Source organism: Gracilimonas qinghaiensis (assembly GCF_046602855.1).
GTDB lineage: Bacteria > Bacteroidota > Rhodothermia > Balneolales > Balneolaceae > Gracilimonas.
This window is the reverse complement of the sequence record NZ_JBKINJ010000002.1, coordinates 270,920-294,059: the sequence shown is the minus strand read 5'-3', so window position 1 is coordinate 294,059 and position 23,140 is coordinate 270,920. Positions and strand designations below refer to the sequence as shown.

Sequence of the window (23,140 nt, the reverse complement as noted above, 5' to 3'; positions counted from 1 at the left end):
TCATTATGTCTCGTATCATGTTCGTTATCCTGCTTGCAGGCATCCTATCACAAACCCATCAGCCGGCCTACGCGCAGGAGCTTAAACCCTTCACTCCGGATGAAATGCTGAAGGTGGAGAATACCAATATCACAGGCATCACCGATGATGGGCGTTTCGTGGCCGTCACTTCCTCATCTCAGCGCGACCGACTGGGTATCGATCATTTCAGGTTTGCCGATCCAACTTATGTGCAGCAGCGTACCTCCCGCCTGTATGTATTGAATACGGAGAATGGGGAGCAAAATGAAGTCACCGACGGAGCTGCCGTTATTCGAGCCTCGGCCTGGTCGCCTGATAATAAAACACTGGCGATCATCCTGATGGACGAACAGCAGGTAACCCTGCATATGTATGATGCCGAACGGGATCGCCTGCGGGAGTTCAAACCCAAGACCGATCTGGAGATCGCTTCCAATACCCGCCTCAACTGGATGCCGGATGGATCAGGATTGATGTTGTCATTAAGAGCCGACGGGTGGAGAGCCAAAGCCGATTCTATGTATACGGCCATTAACGATGGTCCGGTGGTGATTCAGGATTCTGAAAATGATTTTCTGTCCTGGGACCGTGTGTGGATGCAAAATGAGCAGTCGGTACTGGCTCTGGTCAATACCGGATCACGGCAGGTCACGGAACTCACCGATGAAGTCATGTTGGCTTCACTCAATATCCCGGAAGATGAGTCTTTTGTGGCTGTGATACAGGAAATTCCCCTGAAAACGAATTATACACGATCCGATGATGCCAGCGAAGAGATGATGGTTACTATCAATCTGAATGATCCGGCAGTGCGGGATACTCTGATCCCACGAACGGAAAAATCGCTGGATCTGGATTGGGATCCAGCCGGAACGACCTGGGCCTGGACGGATGAGGGAAAGGTCTTTATCCGCCACATCGCAGATACGGCTGGAACTGAGATCACGGCCGATCGTTATGACTTTATTGAAAAGGCAGATACCACCGATACTACTAGCCTGGAATTCAGCTTCAACCGATGGAGCCAAGACGGAGCTTCGATGCTGTTACGTTCCGATAAAGGATATCACCGCATCGACACAGCCGGGTCTGATATGGAACTGGTCTTAGAGTTTCCGGAAGATGAGAAAAGTGAACCGAGGCTAAACTTAATGCATTGGTCGGATGACGATCGCTATCTGTATTTTACCTCCTCTGCCCGAGATGAATGGCAAAGGGGTATGGTTCGATATGATATTGAAGCTCAGGAAATGGAAACCTTATTGATAGATGATCAGCTTTATTCTGACTGGAATTTTGCGGAGGATGCGGATGTCCTCACGTTTGAACGGGCTGAAGGGAACCAGCCCTATGAGGTGTATGTCAGTAATTACGAATTAAGCGATCTTCGCCGCCTGACTGATTTCAATGACTGGCTCAGTGAATATAAGATCCCTGATACCGAACTCATTCAGTATATGGACGTGGACGGCGATACCCTTTATGGTGTGCTTTATTATCCTGCCAACTATGAGGAAGGAAAGCAGTATCCGCTGATCGCTTATATCTATGAAAATTTCTTTGATAATTCATTCAACGCACTGGCTAATGTATTGGCCAACCGTGATTATTTTGTCCTCCGACCTTCCGTGGACCTGGAGCTTGGTTATCCCGGTGAAGGATGGGTGAAGGGTGTGACCACGGCCATCAATAAGCTGATGGAGAGAGGTCTTGTGGATGGCTCGAAGCTTGGGGTGGAAGGCATCAGTTATGGCGGGTACGGAGCCAACCTACTGATCACGCAAACGGATCGCTTTGCGGCAGCCATCAATAACTCCGGTAAGGTGAACATGATCAGCTTTTTGGGGGATAGTCCCAAGATCGGTACACGAAATTATTCAGCTGCCGAAGTGGGGCAGGATCGGATCGGTCAGACATTCTGGGAAGCACCGGATAAATATGTCACCCACAGCGCCGTCTTCTTTGCGGATCGCATAACCACGCCCTTGCTCATCCTGAGTGGGGAAGGGGACTGGAATGTGCCCGCCGATAATCAGCGGGAAATGTATTATGCCTTACGCCGCCTCGGTAAGGCAGTGAAGTGGGTGAATTATATGGATGCAGGTCATGGCGCGGGTTTAGCAGGTACGGAAGAAGACTTTTACCATCAATGGGAAACCGTATTTGATTGGTATGAAGAACACTTCACAGAGGAAGAGGAGTGAGGGCTTAGTATTGAGTGGGGTCGTTTAAATTCCCTCCGTGTATCCCAAGCCCGGAAAGTCCTCCCTTGAGGGAGGCAGAGGTTGCCTTCGCGCTTCAGGGAGATTGCTTCGTCGCTTAACTTCTCAAATCTGCATTCAACCCCATAGTCTCCTCGCAATAACAGCTCGATTTAAACACCACAGGGTGTCATCCCGAGTGTCTGCCAGGTTGCGAGGGGCATGGATAGTGAACACGAGGGACTGTGTCCGACTGCCGGCGTGATCTCAAAATCAGACCTGCCAGCCAGGTCAGAATTTGAGATCCTTCGCGATATACCTCAAAACCTAATTACAACCCCACTGCGCTCAGGATGACAACTCGCGCTGGTGTAAGATAGATCCAATAAACTTCATTTTTGAATGTTGGATGTTCCTTGTTGGATGTTCAAAAATCCTTCGGCCTTAGAAAAAAGAGCGCCTGTCCCGTACAAACTTGTCGGGGTCGGCACAAAAGAAAGAGGGAGGCGATGAGGGCAAAATGTTAAAACTTAGGAATCAGTAAAAACACCGCACAACCGCGATGCTTGCGCTATGGGCTGTTTAAGCTTAATAAGTAAAATGATCTGCGTTCCTCGCAATGACTGCTGTTTAAGGCATGTCAGATTTCCCAAATAAGATACAAGTCACAGACTTGTCTGGTTATACCTGACGGGCAAGTCATACCCGGTCAGGGCTTGTACTTTTAAGTTGAAAACTTAAAAGATGTTGTTTTGGATGAGTATCAACCGAGGTTGTCATCCCGAGTGCATACCAGGTTGCGAGGGGCATGGATAGTGTACACGAGGGACTGTGTCCGACTGCCGGCGTGATCTCAAAGTCAGACCTGCCAGCTAGGTCAGAATTTGATGTCCTTCGCGGTATACCTTCCAGCCCTACATTAAGCCTCACTTCGCTCAGGATGACAACTCGTTTAAAGGTAGTAAGACCAGCCAAAAACCTTCTTACTCTACCTCTATAAATTCAGTCAGATCTGATCTTAAGATATCTTCAATTTCCTTGAAATTAGATCTCTCTGTTTCGCAAAAGAGAAAACCGAACATATGATAAACCGCAACATTCATTTTTCTTAGCTCTAGCGGGTGTTCAAAATTTTGAAGCAACTTATCGTAGTCAAATGATCGGATGTCTTCCGGTTCATATCCGGTTGTATTGTCTAATAAAATTATGCTGTAAAGTTTGTTTTCCCTGCCGCTCAAAATGGTTTTCCAATCCGGTTTTTGCTGGTTGAAAAAATACTCAATGGGATTGAACCCATATGAAAAATAAGTAGAGTCTGCCGTAGTACACCATCCGCCGAATCGCATTGGGTTAATCTCAATGGGAAAGAGTGTTCCGTCTTTTGTAATTCTCACTTCAGCGTGAAGAGGGAAGTTTTTTAAGTCGGCAGAACTCCCAAGCTGTGCAAGGAATTCCGTGAAGGGTTTTAATTTTTCATTAATGATTTCACCCGAGGACAGATACACTCTATCGCCAACATCATCCTCGTTAGAAAAGAAATGTTTGAAAATATTCAATATCACCGGTTCGCCATTGCTGTTAAAATACGCATCAAAGGCATATTCATCACCTTCAACGTATTGTTCAGCAATAAAAGACCCGGCATTTAAAACAGAAGCCGGATATAATGTATTTACTTTTTCTATTTCGGCCTCAACCTTCCTGACTTTTTCATTCCACTCTTTAACCGAATTGATCTTATGAACGCCCACACTGAAGAATCCGACCTTGGGTTTTAATACCACAGGAAAGGGATAACCGGAAGCATCAACCGTCAGGAGATCATCTATGCTGATTTCTTCAAAAAAGTAATCCGGATAAAATTCCTTCAAAAAGCGACGGAAACGGACCTTGTCTTTGAAAAGATCAATGATGCCGGGGAGTTTCGTTTGGTGCAGGTTCTTTTCGATCCAATCAATGGAGTTTTCCGAATTTGTGTAAAACATCGGGTACCCGTTCCCCTTAACTATGCTGATCGCCTCTTCATTGTCAATGAGATCTATACTTTCGTTTAGGTTCAATGCCTCTTTCGGTGAAAGAGCTAAGGCAGGGTAGCCGTTTTCCTGTATCGTATGTTTTAAGAAATTGGAAACGTAGGGTTTGTCAAGTAGTATCATTAAAAATAATTACGAAGAGTAAAGAGGGTTCCGTTTATTTATCGAAAAGCTATGAATTAATTTTCACTTTATATCAAATGTTATGATATGTACTTAAATAAGATCAGCGCAGTTTATGTGATGCATAGATCCCTCTCCTGTATCGGCCTTTGATCCCTCTCATTGCAAAGACTGTTTGTTTTAAACACCCCAGGTTGTCATTTTGAGTGCATGCCAGGTTGCGCGGGGCATGGATAGTGAACACGAGGGAGTGTGTCCGACTGCCGGCGTGATCTCAAAATCAGACCTATCAGCCAGATCAGAATTTGATATCCTTCGCGACAAGCTTGGCAACTCTGGTATAAACCCCACTTCGCTCAGGATGACAACACAGAACAGGAAACGTAGTGCTGCCAAACCACCCAATAAAATCGACTTTAGCTCATTTTTCGCAGCCAGGAGTTTTTGTTTCTTTTGTCGGCACAAAAGAAAGAGGAGGTCATGAGGGTATAAAGAGTATAATACATGACAATCAATGCATGTCAGATTTCCCAAATAAGATACAAGTCACAGACTTGTCGGGTTATGCCTGACGGGCAAGATATTCCCGGTTAGGGCTTACACTTTCATGTTGAAAACTTGAAGGATATTGTTTTGGGTGAGTACAATCATTAGGGAGGTTGAAACCCATGATATACATTAAAAATATGATTATTTAATGTATGTTAGGTCAAAAAGGCTTATTATTGAGGTTAGATATGCCTGCATACATTAATAAAGCAAAATTTTAATGCCTGAAGAGCCTCTATATTCTGTCAACCCAGACCGAAATGATCCGTGGAATGATCTTCCGGAACTACCTATACACGAAAAGCTATATCGCAGACTTTCGGTTTTTGAGCAACTCGGGAAAGCCAAAGAGGCATTGGCTCTGTTGGCAGGCAGAAGCGCAGCTATTCCTAATCCGGGAGTGCTTATTAACACCATCACCTTGCAGGAGGCAAAAGATTCGAGTGCCATCGAGAATATCTTTACTACCGATGATGAACTCTATCAGGCATTCAGCGATGAAAGATCAGAACTGGAGGCCACCGGACCGGCTAAAGAAGTACTCCGTTATCGGGAAGCGCTATGGGAAGGATTCCAATACCTGAAAGATAACGGGGCTTTTGATCGGGATTATTTTATACGGTTATATCAGGAAATAAAAGAAGAGGGAGATGGGATACGTCCTCCTTTTGCACGCACCTATATTCGTATGGGTGGAAGCGGGCCTAATGCCGGTAAACCTGTTTACACTCCTCCGCGTGGTGAGGGTATCGTGGAGGCTAAGCTGGATAATTTGATCCGGTTTCTGAATGATGGATCCATGCCACCTTCAGAACCTTTACTGAAGCTCGCCATTGCGCATTATCAGTTTGAAGTCATTCATCCCTTTCGCGATGGCAACGGGCGTGTGGGCCGGATCATGAATATCCATTTACTCACATATGTGGGCCTGTTGGATCAACCCATACTTTACCTCAGCAGGTACATTATTCAACATAAGGAGGAGTATTATGAAACGCTCTCGGGTGTTTCCCAGCGCGGGGATTGGGAAAGCTGGCTGCTGTATATATTGCGCGCGATGGAATCCACGGCGAGACTGACTTACCAAAAAGTGAATGATATCATTGACACGAAGGAGTCGCTATTGCAGGTGATGAAGGATAAGACCTCTATTCGCCGACCGGAGCAGCTTGCTGAGGCAATTTTTTCACAGCCGTACATCAAGGTCAATCACCTGGTTGATAACGGAATATATGCGGAGAACACGGCCCGAAATTATTTGAATAAACTGGCGGAGATCAAAGTGTTGCAAAAACGCCACATTCAGGGACGTCATTATTATGTAAACCTGGAATTGGAGGAAATACTTTCATATTAGGGCTGAGGTTCAAGTTGCAAAGTACAAGGTGTTAGGGGTTAGGTGGATTGATCAGTGATTTTTGAAGTATTGACTCGGATATAAATAAACGAAAGCGTTTAGGCTCGTTTTTTTAGGACAAAGTTGCTGCAAATTAATCAGTCTTCAGGTACACAAGCATGGGTTTAACCCTGGTGATAATGAGGCCAGCCAGCCTTGCACCGTCATCGCGAGTTGGGTAGTTAAAGTAAATTTCATTATTGAATGTTGGATGTTGAGTCTCGAATGTTCTTCCCCCCTTGAATCTTGCACCTAAAACCTAAAAATCTTGTGCCTAATCCCACTCCGAACTCAACTCAAAACCCCTCCGGCCGATAATCCCGTGGAGTCAGGCCAGCCAACCGATGGAATCCAAAATAGCCAAGCTGAATGGCTCCGTATGGCTCTGCGACCTCACCGTCAGTGTCAACTGTGATAGCCCGCTCATTAAGTTCAAGCCAAGAAACCTGATAATCAATAGGTCTGCGTCCCAGCTCCTGAGCCCATTCCAGGTAGCGGAGATCCTCGGTCTCGCGTGTATAAATGATCTCCAGGAATCCGGAATATTGGACCCGGTGCAGATAGGGCCTTTCATCCTCACGGATGAGGCGGTCAACAGCCACCTTCCGACGGGTATCAGGTAAGCCGGGATGTCCGACTTTTCTGACGTTATAAAGCAGGAAGCCTTCCTCTTCCAGCCTTCCCTGCAATAACGAGATCCAGAAATGCCTCATCGATCCATAAAATGCCTTGCGCCGGTTCTCTTCCCAACGGGCTTGCTGAAGGGAATCTGAGGTGGTCATCTCTGTAAAAAGGGGTTCTCCGTCCCAATAGGTTCTCCGCCCGGTGTGTTTGAATTCATCTAGATAGTATGTGATCTGATAACCCAGTGCCCTGTTAATGATCTGCAGTGGAGCCAAGGTCTCGGCAGTGAGACGGCCCCAGAAATTGGAGTCAAAACGGAGTACTTCCGGGTTGAGGATATCAACGGAATCTGCCTCTTCAGTAAATCCGAGAAACAGGTCCTCAAATTGTTCATAGTGTTTTCGCCATTTGTCATCATTGAGAATATCAATATCATTCATCTCATAGACCACGGACTGTAGGCTGAGGTCTATGAGTTTGTGGTCTTTGGGTCCCAACTTGATTCCGTAGGTCTTCCGTCCATACCCGATCCTCGAAACCACCAGACGGTAGAACCCGGGTGGAATATTCCGGATCATATAGCGGCCGGCTTGGTCAGTTTGCGAACCGATCTTGGTCCCGGATAAAAAGATATGCGCACCCTGCAATGGCTGTTTGGTTTCCGTGTCGATCAGCCGCCCTGCAACAATACCCTGAGCATGCAGTAGGTCAGGACTTCCCAAAACGGAAAGACCGCCGAACAGCAGTATGAAAAGGACTCGGTACATAATATCCACTCCCAAATAGGTCGCTTTGGTTTCTAAACATCTACTACATTAAATATAGGACCGGAAAGTTCATTTTCAAGGAAAAACTGTTCAGTTAGCAGTTTGTAGTGATCAGTAAACAGTGAACAGGTGGGATCTAACCCTTAGAACCGTCAAAGCGAGGAGAGTATGAAAAAATTTGTTGGCTATACTGTTTGCCGACGCGGCGATCTCCCTGCCATGGCGTCGACACATCTCCACAATATGTCGATATCATCGACATATTTCGGTTTTCAGGAAGAAAGGAGGTCGTAGAGACGGGTATTCAGGTATAAGACTTCACGTCCCACTTGCTTGCTTTTCAAAAAGCCGGCCGATTCCAGCTCCTTCAGATAATCTGCTGCTGTTTGTCGCTTGGCCAGGTCGCGTTCCACCAAAAACTTCACTTTACAATAAGGCTGCTCAAACAATAACTCGATCAGCTCTTTGGAGTACACTCGGTCTGGCAATACCAACTTAGCCTCCGCAAGGGTCTCTTCCAGTAGCTGCTGAATGGCATCGATTCGGGACATTGTCTTTTCGGATGTTACTCTGACTGCCTCCATCATGAACAAGATCCAGGATTCCCAGGCGCCATCCTCGGTGACCTCCCGTAGCAACCGGTAATAGTCCGATTTGTGTGCAATAATATGATCACTTAGATACAACACCGGCTGATGGAGCAGGTTTTGTCGCATGAGGTAGAGAATATTCAAAATACGTCCGGTACGTCCATTACCATCCTCAAAGGGGTGGATGGCCTCAAACTGATAATGCAACACTGCCATCTTGATCAGCGGATCGGTGTTATCTTGTGCCTGAATATAATCGGCCAGATTCTGAAGTAGTTCAAGGATTAGGTCCTTTCCCTCAGGTGGCCAATAGATGATCTTCCGGGTTTTGGGGTTGGCGATCACCGTTCCGGAATCCTCTCTTATCCCGTCCTTTGATTCCTTGATGGTTTGCATGAGATTCACAAAGAAATTTGGATCAAGGTCATTCTTTTCAAGTTTCGAGATGCCCTGCCATAAAGCCTGCCTGTACCGCAGCACTTCTTTGGTCTGTGGGTCGGCCTGCTGATCGTTCGCTGAAAGCGCCATGAAAAGCTTATCATTCGTCGTTACGATATTTTCGATCTCAGAACTCGCTTTTGCCTCCTGCGCCACAATACTGTTGATCAAAATGGAGGGATTGGGAAGCCCTTGTGCTTTCCCCTTCAATTCCGCCAGTGCGCGATTTGCCGCAATAGCTGCTTTTAGTATCGCCGGAGACTCAATATCTGCTTTCGGCGGAAGCAAAGGAAGTATGTTATAAGGCTGATTGGCGTAATCTGACATGAAAACTCATTATTTAGTGAAAACGTGTCGAAATATACTGAATTTACCGACATGAATTACACACCTGTCGAAATTATCGACATAATTGTTTTGAGCTGGGAGCTTGACCTGGCACGGAGGACGGTGGACCGAAAGTGAACCCTGATCTAAATCTTTGACCCGTCATCGCGAGGAGTCTGGAAAGATATGTGATGGCTATTTTGTTTGCCGACGCGGCGATCTCCCCACCATGCCCAGTTGCCCGTTTCAGAGAGATTGCTTCGTCGTTTGACTTCTAAACCCTGCATTCCACCTCATAGTCTCCTCGCAATGACTGCTGGTTAGGAGTTGGGTAGTTAAAGTAAACTTCATAATTCAATGTTGAATGTTCCCTCGGCCTTAGAAAAAAGAGCGTTAAGAAGGTGATGGAATGAAGCGTTAAGAAAGAAATCATATCGCATGGCACTAAGAAACTGGCAAGCCCGGTGAAGGAGCATTGATTTCTTATAGCGAAATGGAGTCAGATTTAGCTCTTTTTCGCAGCCGGGGGCTTTTGTTTCTTTTGTCGGCACAAGAGAAAGAGGAGGTTATGAGGGTATAAAGAGTATAATCCATGACAATCAATGCATGTCAGATTTCCCCAATAAGATACAAGTCACAGACTTGTCGGGTTATGCCTGACGGGCATGTCATACCCGGTCAGGGCTTGTACTTTTAAGTTGAAAACATAAAAGATGTTTATTAGGCACAAAATAACGGAATCAGTTAGAAGTTATAACAAGTGACAAATACCCGGTTGGCCTGCAACTACTTCCCCAATTCTTCGTAGTTTCTGCCCCGAGATAATAAGCATGGGTTATCATGCTTCCTTTAAATAATAAATACACACTTTATAAAGCCTTTTATGAAACGTTTATTTGCCCTCAGTCTGATCATTGTCATGGCCTTTGCTGCCTGTTCACCTAAAACCGGAGATATGCTTGGTGAGGCTCCTGAATCGAGTTTCGATGAAAAAGCCATTGAAACCTCCATCGATCTGACCAATGTAAACCAAGACCGCTTGCTGGTGCAAATGGATCCCGGGATGTTTTCGCAGGACACCATCCTATTCCGGCTGCCAAGAGTGGTTCAGGGGACCTATGACATCAGCGACTTTGGAAGCTTTGTCGAAGATCTCAAAGCCTATAACTACGATGGTGAAATGATGACCGTAGCCAAAACCGATACCAACACCTGGATTATCACCGAAGCCACAAAGCTGGATAGATTTGAGTATTACGTGAATGATACCTTCGACATTGAAGGCACCGATAAACCGACTCCTTTTTCCCCGTCCGGGACCAATATCTCTGAGGATGTCTTTGTCTTGAACCTGCATGGATTTGTGGGCTATTTTGAGGGTCGCGATGATAAGAACTATAACCTAACGGTGACCTCACCTTTAGGGATGGATTATTCTTCGGCTCTGCCCCGGCTTTCAGCTGATACAACCGGTGAAAAAGTAAGCATCACCTATCAGGCCGACCGCTATTTTGATGTTACCGACAATCCTATGATGTATGGGGATCTCACTCAGGAACGTTTTGAAGCAGGCGGGATCGAGATCGTTCTCAGCGTTTATTCGCCAAGTGGCAATCACACAGCGGCTCAGTACCGTGACGTGGTGTATGATATGATGCAGGCTCAAAGTCGCTACATAGGTGATCTGGAAACGACCGACCGCTACGATATCTTTCTCTACCTCTCAACGCAGCAAAACGACGCCACCGGATATGGTGCCCTTGAGCATCAGACCTCAACCGTGATGGTGTTCCCGGATATGGCCAATCAGCAGATGCTTAACGGTGGATTAGTTGATGTGGTAGCTCATGAGTTTTTCCACATCATCACGCCGCTGAACGTACACTCCGAGGATGTTCATTATTTTGATTACAACGACCCTACTTTCTCAAAGCACCTTTGGATGTATGAGGGACTGACGGAATATTTTGCTTCCCACTTTCAGGTGTATGAGGGACTTCAAAAACCGCAGGCGTTTTATGATAAGATGGTTGGCAAGATACAGACCGCAGCGGGTCTTGATGATACTATGAGCTTTACCGAGATGAGTGAGAACGTGATCGATGAGCCATATGCCTCAAACTATTATAATGTGTATGTGAAAGGTGCCCTCATTAACATGTGCCTCGATATTATGCTGCGTGAAAAGAGTGACGGCGAACGTACGATGATCTCTCTGATGCGTAAACTGTCTGAAAAATATGGAGAGGACAGACCTTTTGACGATGACACGATCCTGGATGAGATCACCCAAATGACCTATCCCGAGATCGGTGAATTCTTTGATACACATGTAGTGGGTACAACTCCGATCGACTATCAGGTCTATTTCAATAAAGTCGGGTTAAGTCTCGAGGAAGCGGAATCTCCTGTCACAGTTTTCTTCCGTGATCAGCAGACTCCATTTATTAATGTGAATCAATCAACCGGTCAGCTTTACTTTATGGATATCGGGCTGAATACCACCCTGACCGAACTGGGTGTTGAACCGGGTGATATCATCAAGTCGGTAAACGGTACAGAATTGACCTTGCAAAACGCACAGATGATCCTGGCACCAAGTTTTCAATGGACACCTGATACGGATCTAAGCATGGTGCTTATCCGTGATGGAGAAGAGATCGAGGTTTCAGGAAAAGTAGGTACACCAAAAGCCATGAAGCTGCAACTCGTTGAAATGGAAGATGCCACACAGGAACAGATAGAACTGCGAAACAATTGGCTGGGTGTTCAGTGAACAGTTAGCAATGATCAGTAAACAGTAAACAGTGATCAGTTTTTAGTGTTGAGTTTTGAAGGTGAAGTCCAGTACTATTATCGGCTTATTCAATTCACTATTTAATGTTCCTCTAACCTTTGATCCGTCATCGCGATGAGTCTGGAAATATATTCGTTGACTACACTGTTTGCCGACCCCGACAAGTTAGTGCTGGACAGACGCGGCGATCTCCCTGACATGTTTGGTTGCCCGGATCAGGGAGATTGCTTCGTCGTTAGACTTCACAAACCTGCATTCCACCTCATAGTCTCCTCGCAATGATAGCTCGTTTTAAACACCACAGGTTGTCATCCCGAGTGCATGTCAGGTTGCGAGGGGCATGGATAGTGAACACGAGGGAGTGTGTCCGACTGCCGGCGTGATCTCAAAATCAGACCTACCAGACATATCAGAATTTGATATTCTTCGCGACAAGCTTGGCAACCCTGGTATAAACCCCACTTCGCTCAGGATGACACCTTATTTATTAAATCGACTTTAGCTCATTTTTCGTAGCCGAGAGCTTTTGTTTCTTTTGCCTGTCCCGTACAAACTTGTCGGGGTCGGCACAAAAGAAAGAGGAAGACGACAAAGGCAAAAAGTAAAACCCTGGGGAAAAAGCCTTCAAGTACACAAGCATGGGTTTTAACCCTGATGAATATGAGGCAAGCCAGCCAAACTTGATCAGGAAACAGCAAAGGTAAGATGTTAAACCTTGGGATAAGGGAAGAACCCGAACAACCAAACCTACACCAACCTCGATATCCTCTTCACCTTCTTCTTATCAGCAAAGCCAACCTTCGGATCACAAAGTATAAAGCGTTCTCCAAACTGACTGAGACCCTCATCAATATCATCCAGGATGACATACCTTGGAATTTCCTCAGAATATAAATGTTCGGCAATCCATTGCCGTATCTCATCACCGCGGTTCACCTTTCCGGATGACTCATAGATCAGAGAAGGGGTAACGCCAACCACAAAGTCACCGGGCACACCATTTTCTTCAAAAAGGGCTTTTAACTGCCTGAGTGAATGATCATAGCGCCAGGTGGAAGTGACCACGATCTGTCCGTTATAATATTCCACCACCAGCTTCAGGTGAGCCATGGCAATAGGGCACCAGTCGCGGCTAGTGGTCCGCCCCGTTTGTCTTTTTTGCCTTCTCAGGTGATCTTCGGTATTCAGGACCCCGTCAATATCCACAAAGAGAGTGAGTTTACTTTCCAGGTCTTGAGTGTTATTTCCACTGTTCTGTTTCATTTACCTGATTCTAAGAACATAGGCTATTAGGTGCAAGTTTTTGAGTTTTGACAGGAGACGGAGGACCGAAGACCGATGACGGTTGACCGTTGAGGTGAAGGACTTGTTGTGCAGTTGCGTAATGCATGATTGATCTGCGATAGACCGATCTACGAAATTAACTGGAGTCAGGAGATTCAGATCTCAATTCCTGAACGGTCATCGCTGTAGATGTTAGATAATTCGAGGACAAAGTTGGTTGAAATGAAGGCCCTGAAGGGGTCACCTATGAATGGCCCGGGGTAAAACCGCGTAAGCGGGTGCAACCCTGGGATACATCCCCGGAATAGCAAAAACCCAAGCAACGAAAGGTGCCAAAATATTACCTGGTTATCGCAGGGTTGGGGCAAGTGGGCACCAAAGCCACTAAAATGTTGGTTGCCCAAGCTTCGTTAAACGGTATAGACTAAATCACCTAACGGGCGAAGCTTTGTTTTTTATATTTCTAACCCTGGGCTGCTTCAATGCTACTGCATTTCATTGGCCGGGACTATTCATAGGTGACCCCTTTAGGGTCGTACAGAAACCTGTTTAATATCCTGTCCTTGCAAAGACCGTTAGTTTGGCCTTAGATAGATACAAAAAACTTCTTCATTCAATGTTGAATGTTCCTTGTTCAATATTCACCTAGCTTTAGCTCATTTTTCGTAGCCGAGAGTGTTTGTTTCTTTTGCCTGTCCCGTACACGCTTGTCGGTGTCGGCACAAAAGAAAGGGGAAGACGACAAAGGCAAAATGTTAAGCCGTGGGGAAAAAGCCTTCAGGTACACAAGCAAGGGTTTTAACCCTGGTGAATATGAGGTAAGCAAGCTTGCCTTTGAACCGTCATCGCGAGGAGTCCGGAAATTTATTCGTTGGCTACACTGTTTGCCGACGCAGCGATCTCCCTGACATGTCTGGTTGCGCATTTCAGAGAGATTCCCTCCCCCTAAACCCGTCTGCTAAACGGATTTAATGTATTTCTCACTTGAAAACAGTTTATTGTAGCCGGTATAAATGAGTTGTTATTAAATAAACGTTGGGACTACGGGGTCCTGCCAATCAAAGATATTGACTATGGAAAAGTCTGTGAAACTGACCCACTATGTGCTACGATTCTGTTCTGCTTTAACTTTTTTGATTTTTGTCGTCTTTAGCTCAAATCAGCTGCAGGCTCAACAAAATCCATATCCTATCAGTTTGGACCTCAATCTGGGCGGCGGACTGATTGGAAATCCGGATATAAAGACGGCATTCCAGCCGGAAATTGGATTTCGTTTTCAACCCGGAAGATGGGGAGTGGGTCTGGAATCGGGATTTTTCTCTTTTGATCCGGCCTTCGACGCTGATGAGTATAGAAGCGGGTTTGAACAGTATACGGTGGTAGAAGGGGCGGCTGACAAATGGAATGCATTTTACATCAATGCCGGACCAAGATTTCGGTTCGGGAATCAGCTTCCTGTTCAACTCAGTGCAGGTCTTGATCTGGCGCTCAGCTATAAAAATCCACCGGTTCAAAGCGTAGAGTTTAACGATCCGGATGGAAATTTTGATGACACACCGCTTACCCTTGCAAATTTTGAACCCGATGAAGGATACAGTAAATGGTCTGCAGCTATTCGTCCGCAGATTCAGCTGGAGTTTTCTCCTTTCCGAAGTAACCGCATTAGTTTAAACCTGAAGACAGGAATTCAGCATGAGTTGAATGATCGTGAGTTTACCTACACAGAACGCAATTTGGAGCGGGTTCAGTCTGTAGACAGTCCCTTCGAAATGTTTTTCCAGTTTGAAAATGCTCCCGAAGTTGAGCGGACGGTATCTGCGCCCAAAACCAACTTTTTTGCTAATGTTGGTGTAAAGATCAGCTTTGGAGGTTCTAAAGCGCCAAAGACGACAAAGCCAATTTTTACAGAAACTGGAAATCAGGAACCTCCGGGTGAAGAAGACCCACCGGCAGGTGAAGAGGGTGAGCCAGGTCAGGATGGGGATCAAGAAGAAGAAGGTAATGATCCGCCGGAGGGTGAAGCAGGTGGAGAAGAAGGACAGGAAGAAGAGGAGGAGGATCAGGAAGAACCCGAGCAGCTGTTTGTGGGTGAAAACGGAGAGTTTGAAGTAGAAAACCTGACGATCAATGGAAATGGGCCTTTTTCAGGCACCGGTGAGGTATTCATCGACTGGCTTCAGTCGTATGTTTCTGTAGAGTTTACCAACATCACGGTGAACCCGGCTAACGATCATCTTACGTCGGGTCAGGTTACATCAGTTATTGATGCCAATGCGCCTGCCTATCCGAAAGCGTGGGCATCGCCGCTGGCCACAAACTATGTGGCCTACAATCACCCAGAGGTAGCAGCCGTACATAATTATATGCTCCAACAGCCTTTTTATGAGTATAACGGCAGCCCCATCACACCAACCGTTCTGGAAGCTCCGATCGGCGTAGAGCTGGATCCGGACAGCTGGTTTTCGATCATGGAAATCGTTTTCGAGTCGGATAAATCAAAGTTAAACGCATCCATTGCTTACGAAACACCTGCCGATTGGAATAATGCGGATCTTGTGGGGTTTTCGGTCAAGGACATCGAGTTTCACCCGCTCAGTATCAGCTTTCAGCAAGGGCGGTTGGAGATTGTGGATGATCTGACGGTGGGCAATGCCAATAACGATATCAACTTTACCTTTATATCGCCCGATGGGAATAACGTGGGCACGTTTATAGAATGGGATGAATATGGTTTTTCTCTATTTGGCATTGAGATTCAGAGTGAATTTACGAGAGACTGGCTGCTGCCAGTTCCCGACAATGGTACCGATAAAGTAACGGCAACACTGAGTGGAACCGGTTATTACTGGAATAATCATGTTTTGAGCGGCGATCTCGAAAAGGCGGAATTTGTAAATGGCGCGGGAATGACCATTGAGGCCAATTCTCTTAACTACGATATGTCTCATGACCTGAACCCGATCGGAATTGAGTTTCCGGAGAACTATGCGGGACAGGATACCACAGTACTCTGGCGCGGGTTTTACGCCAAGAATTTTACGATTGGTCTGCCTGAATCAATAGAAACGAATGCCGGCGGACCGCCCGAGGTTGGTGTGCAGGATATGATCATTGATCACCAGGGAGCAACCCTCACGGCCTTTGCCAACAATGTATACCAATATCCCAACGCAAGTGTGGCTGATCTGAATGCCAGCGTGGATACGGTAAATGTCAAAATTGAGACCAATACGTTTACCGAAGCGTATATTACAGGGCAGGTGGCTATACCGGCAACGCATCCCGATTCGCTGCAAAACCCACTGAATTACACCGGGTTATTTGTGACCGGCTTTAGCACCCCGAATGGCAGCACCTTTGAGATGACGGTAGATCCGTCCGGACCGATTTACGCGAATATGCTAAAAGGGACTCTCACGCTTGAGCCGTCATCAGTGATCACGGCATCTGTAGGAAATGGGGAGAAGTCGTTTGATATGGCTCTGAACGGTGATATCAATTGGGGTAACGTAGATCTGGATCCGATCACAAACGTGAATATGGGCCTTGAATTTGCTGGACTTGGGTTTGACTACCAGAGTAATTCCGGATTGAATTTTGCGATGGGATCATGGAGTCTGGCCAGTCCTCAGAAATTTATGCACAACTTCCCAGTGTCGTTTCAGAATATTCAATATATACCGCTGAACCCGGGACCGGGTGAGCTCCTGAAAGGAAAAATAGGCTTTACCACAGTTTTTAATCTAAGTCAAATCCTCGGTGGTCAGACCACGATGGGCGTTGGATTTGTTATTGAAGACGATACGCCAAATTTCAAGAAATTTGCTCCACAGTATGATGGACTTACAGTTGATTCAGTGATTGTGAACGCCAACCTGAATGCAGTAAATATTAACGGGCTCCTCTATTTTGATTACGATGACCCTATTTATGGTAAACGTGTTGGCGGTAGCGTACAGGCCGAATTTACCGGGGCAGGTCTCAATATTGAGGCAGATGCACAGTTTGGCAATACGTCCTACCTGAACGGCGGGCAGCTTTATCGCTATTGGCAGGTGGATGTTCAGGCCGACTTTCCCGATCCCGGTGTTCCATTCCTGACCGGAGTGGCGTTCCGTGGATTTGGTGGCGGAGCCTACAACAATATGGAAGTAGCTGTGAGCCCTACCGGTGAACGGAGCTTCACCCCGCTTAACAACATGTTTGGCTTTAACGCCGGAGCTACTATTGCCACTACACCTGAAGAGCAGGGTTTTAATGCCGATGTAACGCTGATGGGTGAATTCAGCACCAATGGCGGTGGTATGACATACGTTGGGTTTAATGGTGATTTTGGAACCGGTGCATCGATTCCTGATCGCCGCAATGGAAAGGGAAAAGTGTTTGGAAACGTATTGGTGGAATATGTTTTCCCCACCAAGAATTTTACGCTTGCTGCAAATGCAAATATTAATACAGATCCGGTAAAAACCATTCCGAGTGAACCATTTAATCTAACGTTCAACATAGATGGAATGGCAAACGAGTGGAGTTTTAAAGCCGGTGTTCCCACTAATACGAATGATGTGGAGGTGCTCGGCGTGAATCTGTATGAGTACCTGATGCTGGGGAATTCAATTCCGAATCCGAATGGTTTCACTAACCGATTTGCCAGTAATTATGCGCAGCATTTTGGTTACAGTCCGAACAACGCCCACATGCAGGGTCAGGTCGATAACAACATGGCTGAGCTGGGGGCAGGATTTGCCATGGGACTTGGTTTTGAATTTGAGGCTTCGGGAAGTAAGCAGGTTTATTCAGGCGTTTGGCGCGACTGGTCTATCGGGTATGAGGCAGCAGCCGGCGCAGAGCTACACCTTTCCTTCCTTGAGTATGCAAGCTGCAGCGGCTATAGTGAGTGGGGTATTAACGGTTGGCGTGCCGGTGGCGGATTTGGATTTTATGCGTCAGTAAGTGCCTGGGCTCAGGGTTATCACCGAAATAACGGGGAGGTTGATAAATTCCAAAACCTTGCGACGCTAAAAGCAGGCGGATACATCACCGGAAAATTTCCGAAACCGGTGTACGCATCAGGTGCGGTAAGCGGAAGCGCAACCGTTCTGAATGTATTTGATGTCAGTTTTCATCAGCAGTTCCAATATGGAACCAACTGTTCCGGAGGCCCGGTTCAGTCAAACGTATATGTAACTCCCGGCGATGCTGCTGGCGATTTTGACGGCGCTCTTGTGAATTATGTTGTGCCGCAGGCCTATTACAATTTTCCATTGGAGTCTCCGCTTAGTGTGAAATATGGGCTCGTTCCGGATGAACAGTTCAGTGTACCTGAAACTCAGTCCAATGGTACGATCGAAATGAGAACGTTTAAACTGGAGAAATCGGTAACGCTTGAGAAGAGTGATAACAGTGGAAACTATCAAGCTGAATCTCTTCATAGTTCCATAAATAATCTAGGTGAGTATCAGTATGTTATAGCCGGTCCCATCATGGCAGCTCCTGTTGGTTTAGCACCGGGTCTGGGAGGTGCGCAGAATGGTGGTAATAATCCCCCCGCCCAGCAACAAATGGTTCAATCGTGGAATCCAAATCCTGCGGGTGGTGGTGGAACTATACCACCCTACCAACAGGCACCGGCGCAATTAGTTGGTGGTACGGGTTCAAATAACAACCCACCAAATTATGGAAATCTTCCGCCGGAATCACCGCCGCCGGTCAACGATCTGGACGCGGACACCTGGTATAAATTTACGGTAGATGCTGTGCTCATGGAGCTTGTGAACGGTAATTGGGTGACGGCCACAGATAACAGTGGTAATCCTATTACACAAACCGAAGTTAAAAATTTCTACACCGGTGACCCGGGGCCATTACAACCCTCCAGCCCGGGTGCGGTAACCTATTAAACCGGAGTGAATATTATGAATCAAACAATTATGGATTATAAAAAGATATCGATACTGATTGTTCTGCTCACCGGAATGGGCTGGCTGAATACCGCTAATGCCCAACAGACAAATGAAGCTGAAATTCACCTTTTTGCCCGCTATGTGGAGGGAGACGGCATTGAAATGCGATGGTTTTCAGATAACAATGAGGTGATGCGAAGAGGTACGGAATCGGGATTTATCGTAGAGCGTCGCGTTGCGGGAACAGGGCCTTTTCAAACCGTTCAAACTGTACAGCCACTTGATGAATCTCAAACCGAACAGCTCATTCAAACTACGGTCGGCGAGGGAGATCGTGCTGACCGCTTGCGGGTGGTAACGGAACTTAGAGATTCAGATACAGATCATCTGCCCGGAGAAATCGATTTTCAAAACCGTATTGAGGACCTCGTAAACCGAAAAAGTGCCGAAGACTTCCGTACGATGACGTTTATGCTGAGTTCATTTGAGGATTCTCTTGCAGCTCGCGTACTGGGCCTTTCTGCTAGTGACACAAATGTTATGCCGGGACAGACCTACGAGTACCGTGCACGCCTGGTGAGTTCGGGTGGTCTAAATGTAACCTCAGTCGTAACAGAGATTACTGCAACAGAACAAACTGAAGATTATGAAGTACCTATCTTAGTGAATGAAGGAGATGGTGAATTGTCATTTATCTGGCAGCAACCTGAAAACTCGGTAGGAATGTATGTTCAGCGGTCTTTCAGTGAAAACGGACCTTTTGAGCCGTTGAATGAGGTCATCGAGCTAAACCTGAGAGGCAAACAGTTTGACGGGCCACAACGGGGGACATTTTTTGATAAAGAGTTAAACAACTACCGAAACTACCACTATCGATTTTACGGGCAGAATGTATTTGGCGAACGTGTGCTTTTTGGAGAAGCTTCCGGTACTCCCCGTGATCTGACGCCACCTCGGGAGCCGCTGTTGCTTCAGCCAAAGCATGAAAGTGAGGATACAGTTCGCGTAACTTGGGAGATGCCCGGCACAGTAGATAACGACCTTGCCGGTTTTGCAGTACTCCGTGGTGATGGAAGCAGTGAAGAATTTGTACGTCTTCACCCAGATCTGACTGATCCCAATCTCCGCGAGTGGATCGACCTTGATTTTAATCGTGACCTGGATACTTATTATGCAATTCAGGCAGTGGATACAGCCGGCAATGTGAGTACGTCAGCAGTTTTGCCGGTATCATATATTCGCTTTAATCCACCTGTGAAACCTGAAATTGGACAGGCAACGATTGGAGATGACGGCTCTGTAGAGATCATAATCAGCCCGGATCCTGAGGATGCCGTGGATGGATATAAGATATTTATGGCAAACGATCCGGAGCATGAATTTTCAGTGGTGAAAGAGATGTTTGGCGATTCGCTGATCACTTCAGGCAGCAGAACAATTGTCCGCGATACGGTGATGCTAAATACGCTTACCCGGAATGTGTATTACAAAATTCGAGCCTACGATGTTCATTTTAATGAATCAGAGGAGAGTGACGTTATCGCCCTTGAGCGGCCAGACATCGTACCCCCTCCGCGCCCGGTATTTAAAAACGTGGAGATTGGTTCCACTGACGTGAACTTCGAAATTGCTCTGCCCTCTGTTATTGACTTCCAAACAGCTACTTTGTACCGAAGGTCCGGGCCGGCGAGCGATTGGCAGCCAATTCAAACATTCAGGGAAAAAACAGAAATTGCCCGCTATACTGACCGGGGGCTGGAACCGGGGGCAACCTATTTCTACAGGTTACAGGCAGAAGATCAAAGCGGATTGCTGTCGGACTTTTCGAATCCGGTTCAGGTAAAAACTGTGAACAGGCGATCGGTCAGTGTTGCCGAAAATCTGTCTGCACAGTCTGGTGATAGGGGCACTGTAATTCGATGGGCCTATCCTGGTGATGATCTTGATGAAGTTTTCTTTGTGATCTATCGCCGCAGCGGAGAGGAAGGACTTCGACAGGTTGGTCGAAGCGATAACACCACATTCACTGATCGTCGTGTTCGTGCAGGACGATATGAATATCGGGTCAGAGTTTTTCGTAAAGATGGAAACCAAAGCTTATTGAGCGATACGGCTGTGGTTACAGTTGGTAATTAAACTGCGATAAGGAAGGCTATAAACCGATTTATAAAGGTTAGCCTCACTAGATAAAAAAGGAACCTGTAAGTTTTATTTCCAGAAATCACTTCCGGCATTCAACGCCATCTCCGCCTCCGAAGGTGGATACTTGATCTGACTGATGATCATAGCCTGAGCCTTTTTGGCATCCGGAAAATTGAAGAACATCCAGTCGTGAAACATCCCGTTGAACTCAAGATAGTTAAAAACCACCGGCTCAGATTCAGCTTTTAACCTTAATTTGCGAGAGTCTGCCAGCATGATATCATGGGTTCCTACAAATAATGTGGTAGGGGCAACTCGGCGAATATTGCCATAAATGGGACTTGCCCTGAAATCAGTGAGTTCAACATCGGCGGCATATTGTTTCCCTAAAGTTCTCAGTGCTTCTACATCCAATAAGGGATCGTTGTCCTCGGTATCTTCTATGAGAGGATTGGAAAGGCTCAGATCGAGCCATGGTGATAAGAGTACCAATTGAGAAGGTTGTTTGATATTGTTCTTTATGAGCAGCTGACACAAGGAATGTGCGATTCCACCGCCATTCGAATCTCCTACGATAGTCACATTTTCAGCTCCGTAATTTTCTAAAAGGTTCGTATAGAGATTCATAAAGAAACTCATGACTTCGGTAGCTGATCCTTTTGGTAACAGGGGATAATCCGGTGCAATGATATCCTGATCCAATTTTTTGCCAAACTCACGGATCAAATTCCAGTGAAATTTCATAAAGCTTTTAGTGAATCCACCGCCATGAATAAATAGGATGGCTTTTTCGGATGTTGCTTTGAATGAGGATATTTCCCATATCTTATGGCCATCCTGCAGCCGATAGTTCAACTCAAATTGTTCTTTGAAATAGGCAGGAGGCTCACTTTGTGACGAAGGTGCCTGCCACCAGGCCGGATCTAATTTCTTTTTGTAGGAAGAAATATCTAGTGCAAAATTTATGGTCTTCGAAATAAGGTCAGGTTTTCTCATCATCAATAGGATTGGTTGGCTTTCCAAACGGTAATTCCGACTACAGCATTCAATAGAGTTTTGAGTGATCTTAGGACCGTAGACTGGTTCCGGGGAAGTACTCCTTGCACTGATGTGCAAAGCAGGATCGATCAGCGAAAGTCGATAGACAGATCTGCGAAATTAACTGGCAGAAGGGCTTCAGATCTCAATCCTTGAACGGTCATCGCGAGGAGTCCGTAATTATATTCGTTGGCTACACTGTTTGCCGACGCGGCGATCTCCTTGGCATGGCCGGTTGCCCGCATCAGGGAGATTGCTTCGTCGTTTAACCTCTCAAACCTGCATTCCACTTCATAGTCTGCCCGCAAAGATCGTTCGTTTGGTTTAAAAAGATACAGTAAACTTCACCATTCAATGTTGAATGTTCAATATCCTTCGGCCTTAGAAAAAAGAGCGTTAAAAAGGTGACGGAATGAAGCGTTAAGAAAGAAATCATACCGTAAGGCACTAAGGTATTGGCAAGCCCGGCGAAGGAGCATTGATTTCTTTTAGCGAAACGGAGTCGACTTTAGCTCATTTTTCGCAGCCGGGAGCTTTTGTTTCTTTTGTCGGCACAAAAGAAAGAGGAAAACGATGAAGCAAATATGTTAAACCTTGGGATGGCAGATAAAACACCGCACAAGCGAGAGGCTTGCGCTAGGGGTTGTTTAGGCTTAATGGGCAAAATGATCTGTGATCGGCGAACGGCGATCTACCGATCTGCGAATTATTGATTAGGGAAGCTCACCGAGCCACTTTATGATCCTTCAAAACTGAATGTTGAATGTTACTTGTTCAACATTCTTAAGCCTCGTATCTTTGATGCTCACAACCAAGGTTGGGGGTGCTTGCATAGCGGGCTGAGATCACACCCTGATAACCTGAACCGGATAATACCGGCGTAGGGAAACCTGTTTACCGCACAGTA

11 protein-coding genes and 1 riboswitch are annotated in these 23,140 nt (G+C 46.2%); of the genes, 6 read left to right on the top strand and 5 right to left on the bottom strand.

Annotation, left to right across the window (positions count from 1 at the left end):
- Positions 1 to 5 precede the first annotated feature (5 nt).
- Positions 6 to 2,225, top strand: coding sequence for a S9 family peptidase (locus tag ACKGJO_RS11195; RefSeq protein WP_411323528.1), 2,220 nt, complete (start codon positions 6 to 8; stop codon positions 2,223 to 2,225).
- Positions 2,226 to 2,444: 219 nt separating this feature from the next.
- Positions 2,445 to 2,579, top strand: a complete 135-nt coding sequence (locus tag ACKGJO_RS11190; RefSeq protein ID WP_411323527.1) for a hypothetical protein — start codon at positions 2,445 to 2,447, stop codon at positions 2,577 to 2,579.
- 626 nt (positions 2,580 to 3,205) lie between these two features.
- Here ACKGJO_RS11190 and ACKGJO_RS11185 read toward each other — a convergent pair.
- Complete coding sequence (locus ACKGJO_RS11185; protein ID WP_411323526.1) at positions 3,206 to 4,378, bottom strand: ATP-grasp domain-containing protein; 1,173 nt, start codon at positions 4,376 to 4,378, stop codon at positions 3,206 to 3,208.
- A 769-nt stretch (positions 4,379 to 5,147) separates the two neighbouring features.
- Here ACKGJO_RS11185 and ACKGJO_RS11180 point away from each other — a divergent pair.
- The gene (locus tag ACKGJO_RS11180; RefSeq protein WP_411323525.1) at positions 5,148 to 6,284 is read left to right on the top strand and encodes a Fic family protein; all 1,137 of its coding nucleotides are present in this window, start codon (positions 5,148 to 5,150) and stop codon (positions 6,282 to 6,284) included.
- Between the two features lie 335 nt (positions 6,285 to 6,619).
- Here ACKGJO_RS11180 and ACKGJO_RS11175 read toward each other — a convergent pair whose 3' ends face one another.
- Positions 6,620 to 7,714 (bottom strand): carboxypeptidase-like regulatory domain-containing protein, encoded by a 1,095-nt coding sequence (locus ACKGJO_RS11175; RefSeq protein WP_411323524.1) that lies wholly within the window; start codon positions 7,712 to 7,714, stop codon positions 6,620 to 6,622.
- Between the two features lie 272 nt (positions 7,715 to 7,986).
- Complete coding sequence (locus tag ACKGJO_RS11170) at positions 7,987 to 9,069, bottom strand: Fic family protein (protein WP_411323523.1); 1,083 nt, start codon at positions 9,067 to 9,069, stop codon at positions 7,987 to 7,989.
- 883 nt (positions 9,070 to 9,952) lie between these two features.
- Here ACKGJO_RS11170 and ACKGJO_RS11165 point away from each other — a divergent pair.
- On the top strand, positions 9,953 to 11,845 hold the full coding sequence (locus ACKGJO_RS11165) for a M61 family metallopeptidase (RefSeq protein WP_411323522.1): 1,893 nt from the start codon (positions 9,953 to 9,955) through the stop codon (positions 11,843 to 11,845).
- 768 nt (positions 11,846 to 12,613) lie between these two features.
- Here ACKGJO_RS11165 and ACKGJO_RS11160 read toward each other — a convergent pair.
- Complete coding sequence (locus ACKGJO_RS11160) at positions 12,614 to 13,129, bottom strand: HAD domain-containing protein (protein ID WP_411323521.1); 516 nt, start codon at positions 13,127 to 13,129, stop codon at positions 12,614 to 12,616.
- A gap of 1,094 nt (positions 13,130 to 14,223) precedes the next feature.
- Here ACKGJO_RS11160 and ACKGJO_RS11155 point away from each other — a divergent pair.
- On the top strand, positions 14,224 to 19,050 hold the full coding sequence (locus ACKGJO_RS11155) for a hypothetical protein (RefSeq protein WP_411323520.1): 4,827 nt from the start codon (positions 14,224 to 14,226) through the stop codon (positions 19,048 to 19,050).
- 30 nt (positions 19,051 to 19,080) lie between these two features.
- A complete protein-coding gene (locus tag ACKGJO_RS11150) occupies positions 19,081 to 21,189 on the top strand; it encodes a fibronectin type III domain-containing protein (protein WP_411323519.1) in 2,109 nt (702 codons plus the stop codon).
- 72 nt (positions 21,190 to 21,261) lie between these two features.
- Here the strand turns inward: ACKGJO_RS11150 and ACKGJO_RS11145 are convergent, their stop codons facing one another.
- Positions 21,262 to 22,194, bottom strand: coding sequence for an alpha/beta hydrolase fold domain-containing protein (locus ACKGJO_RS11145; protein WP_411323518.1), 933 nt, complete (start codon positions 22,192 to 22,194; stop codon positions 21,262 to 21,264).
- An 848-nt stretch (positions 22,195 to 23,042) separates the two neighbouring features.
- Positions 23,043 to 23,137: riboswitch (TPP riboswitch) on the top strand.
- Positions 23,138 to 23,140: the final 3 nt, after the last annotated feature.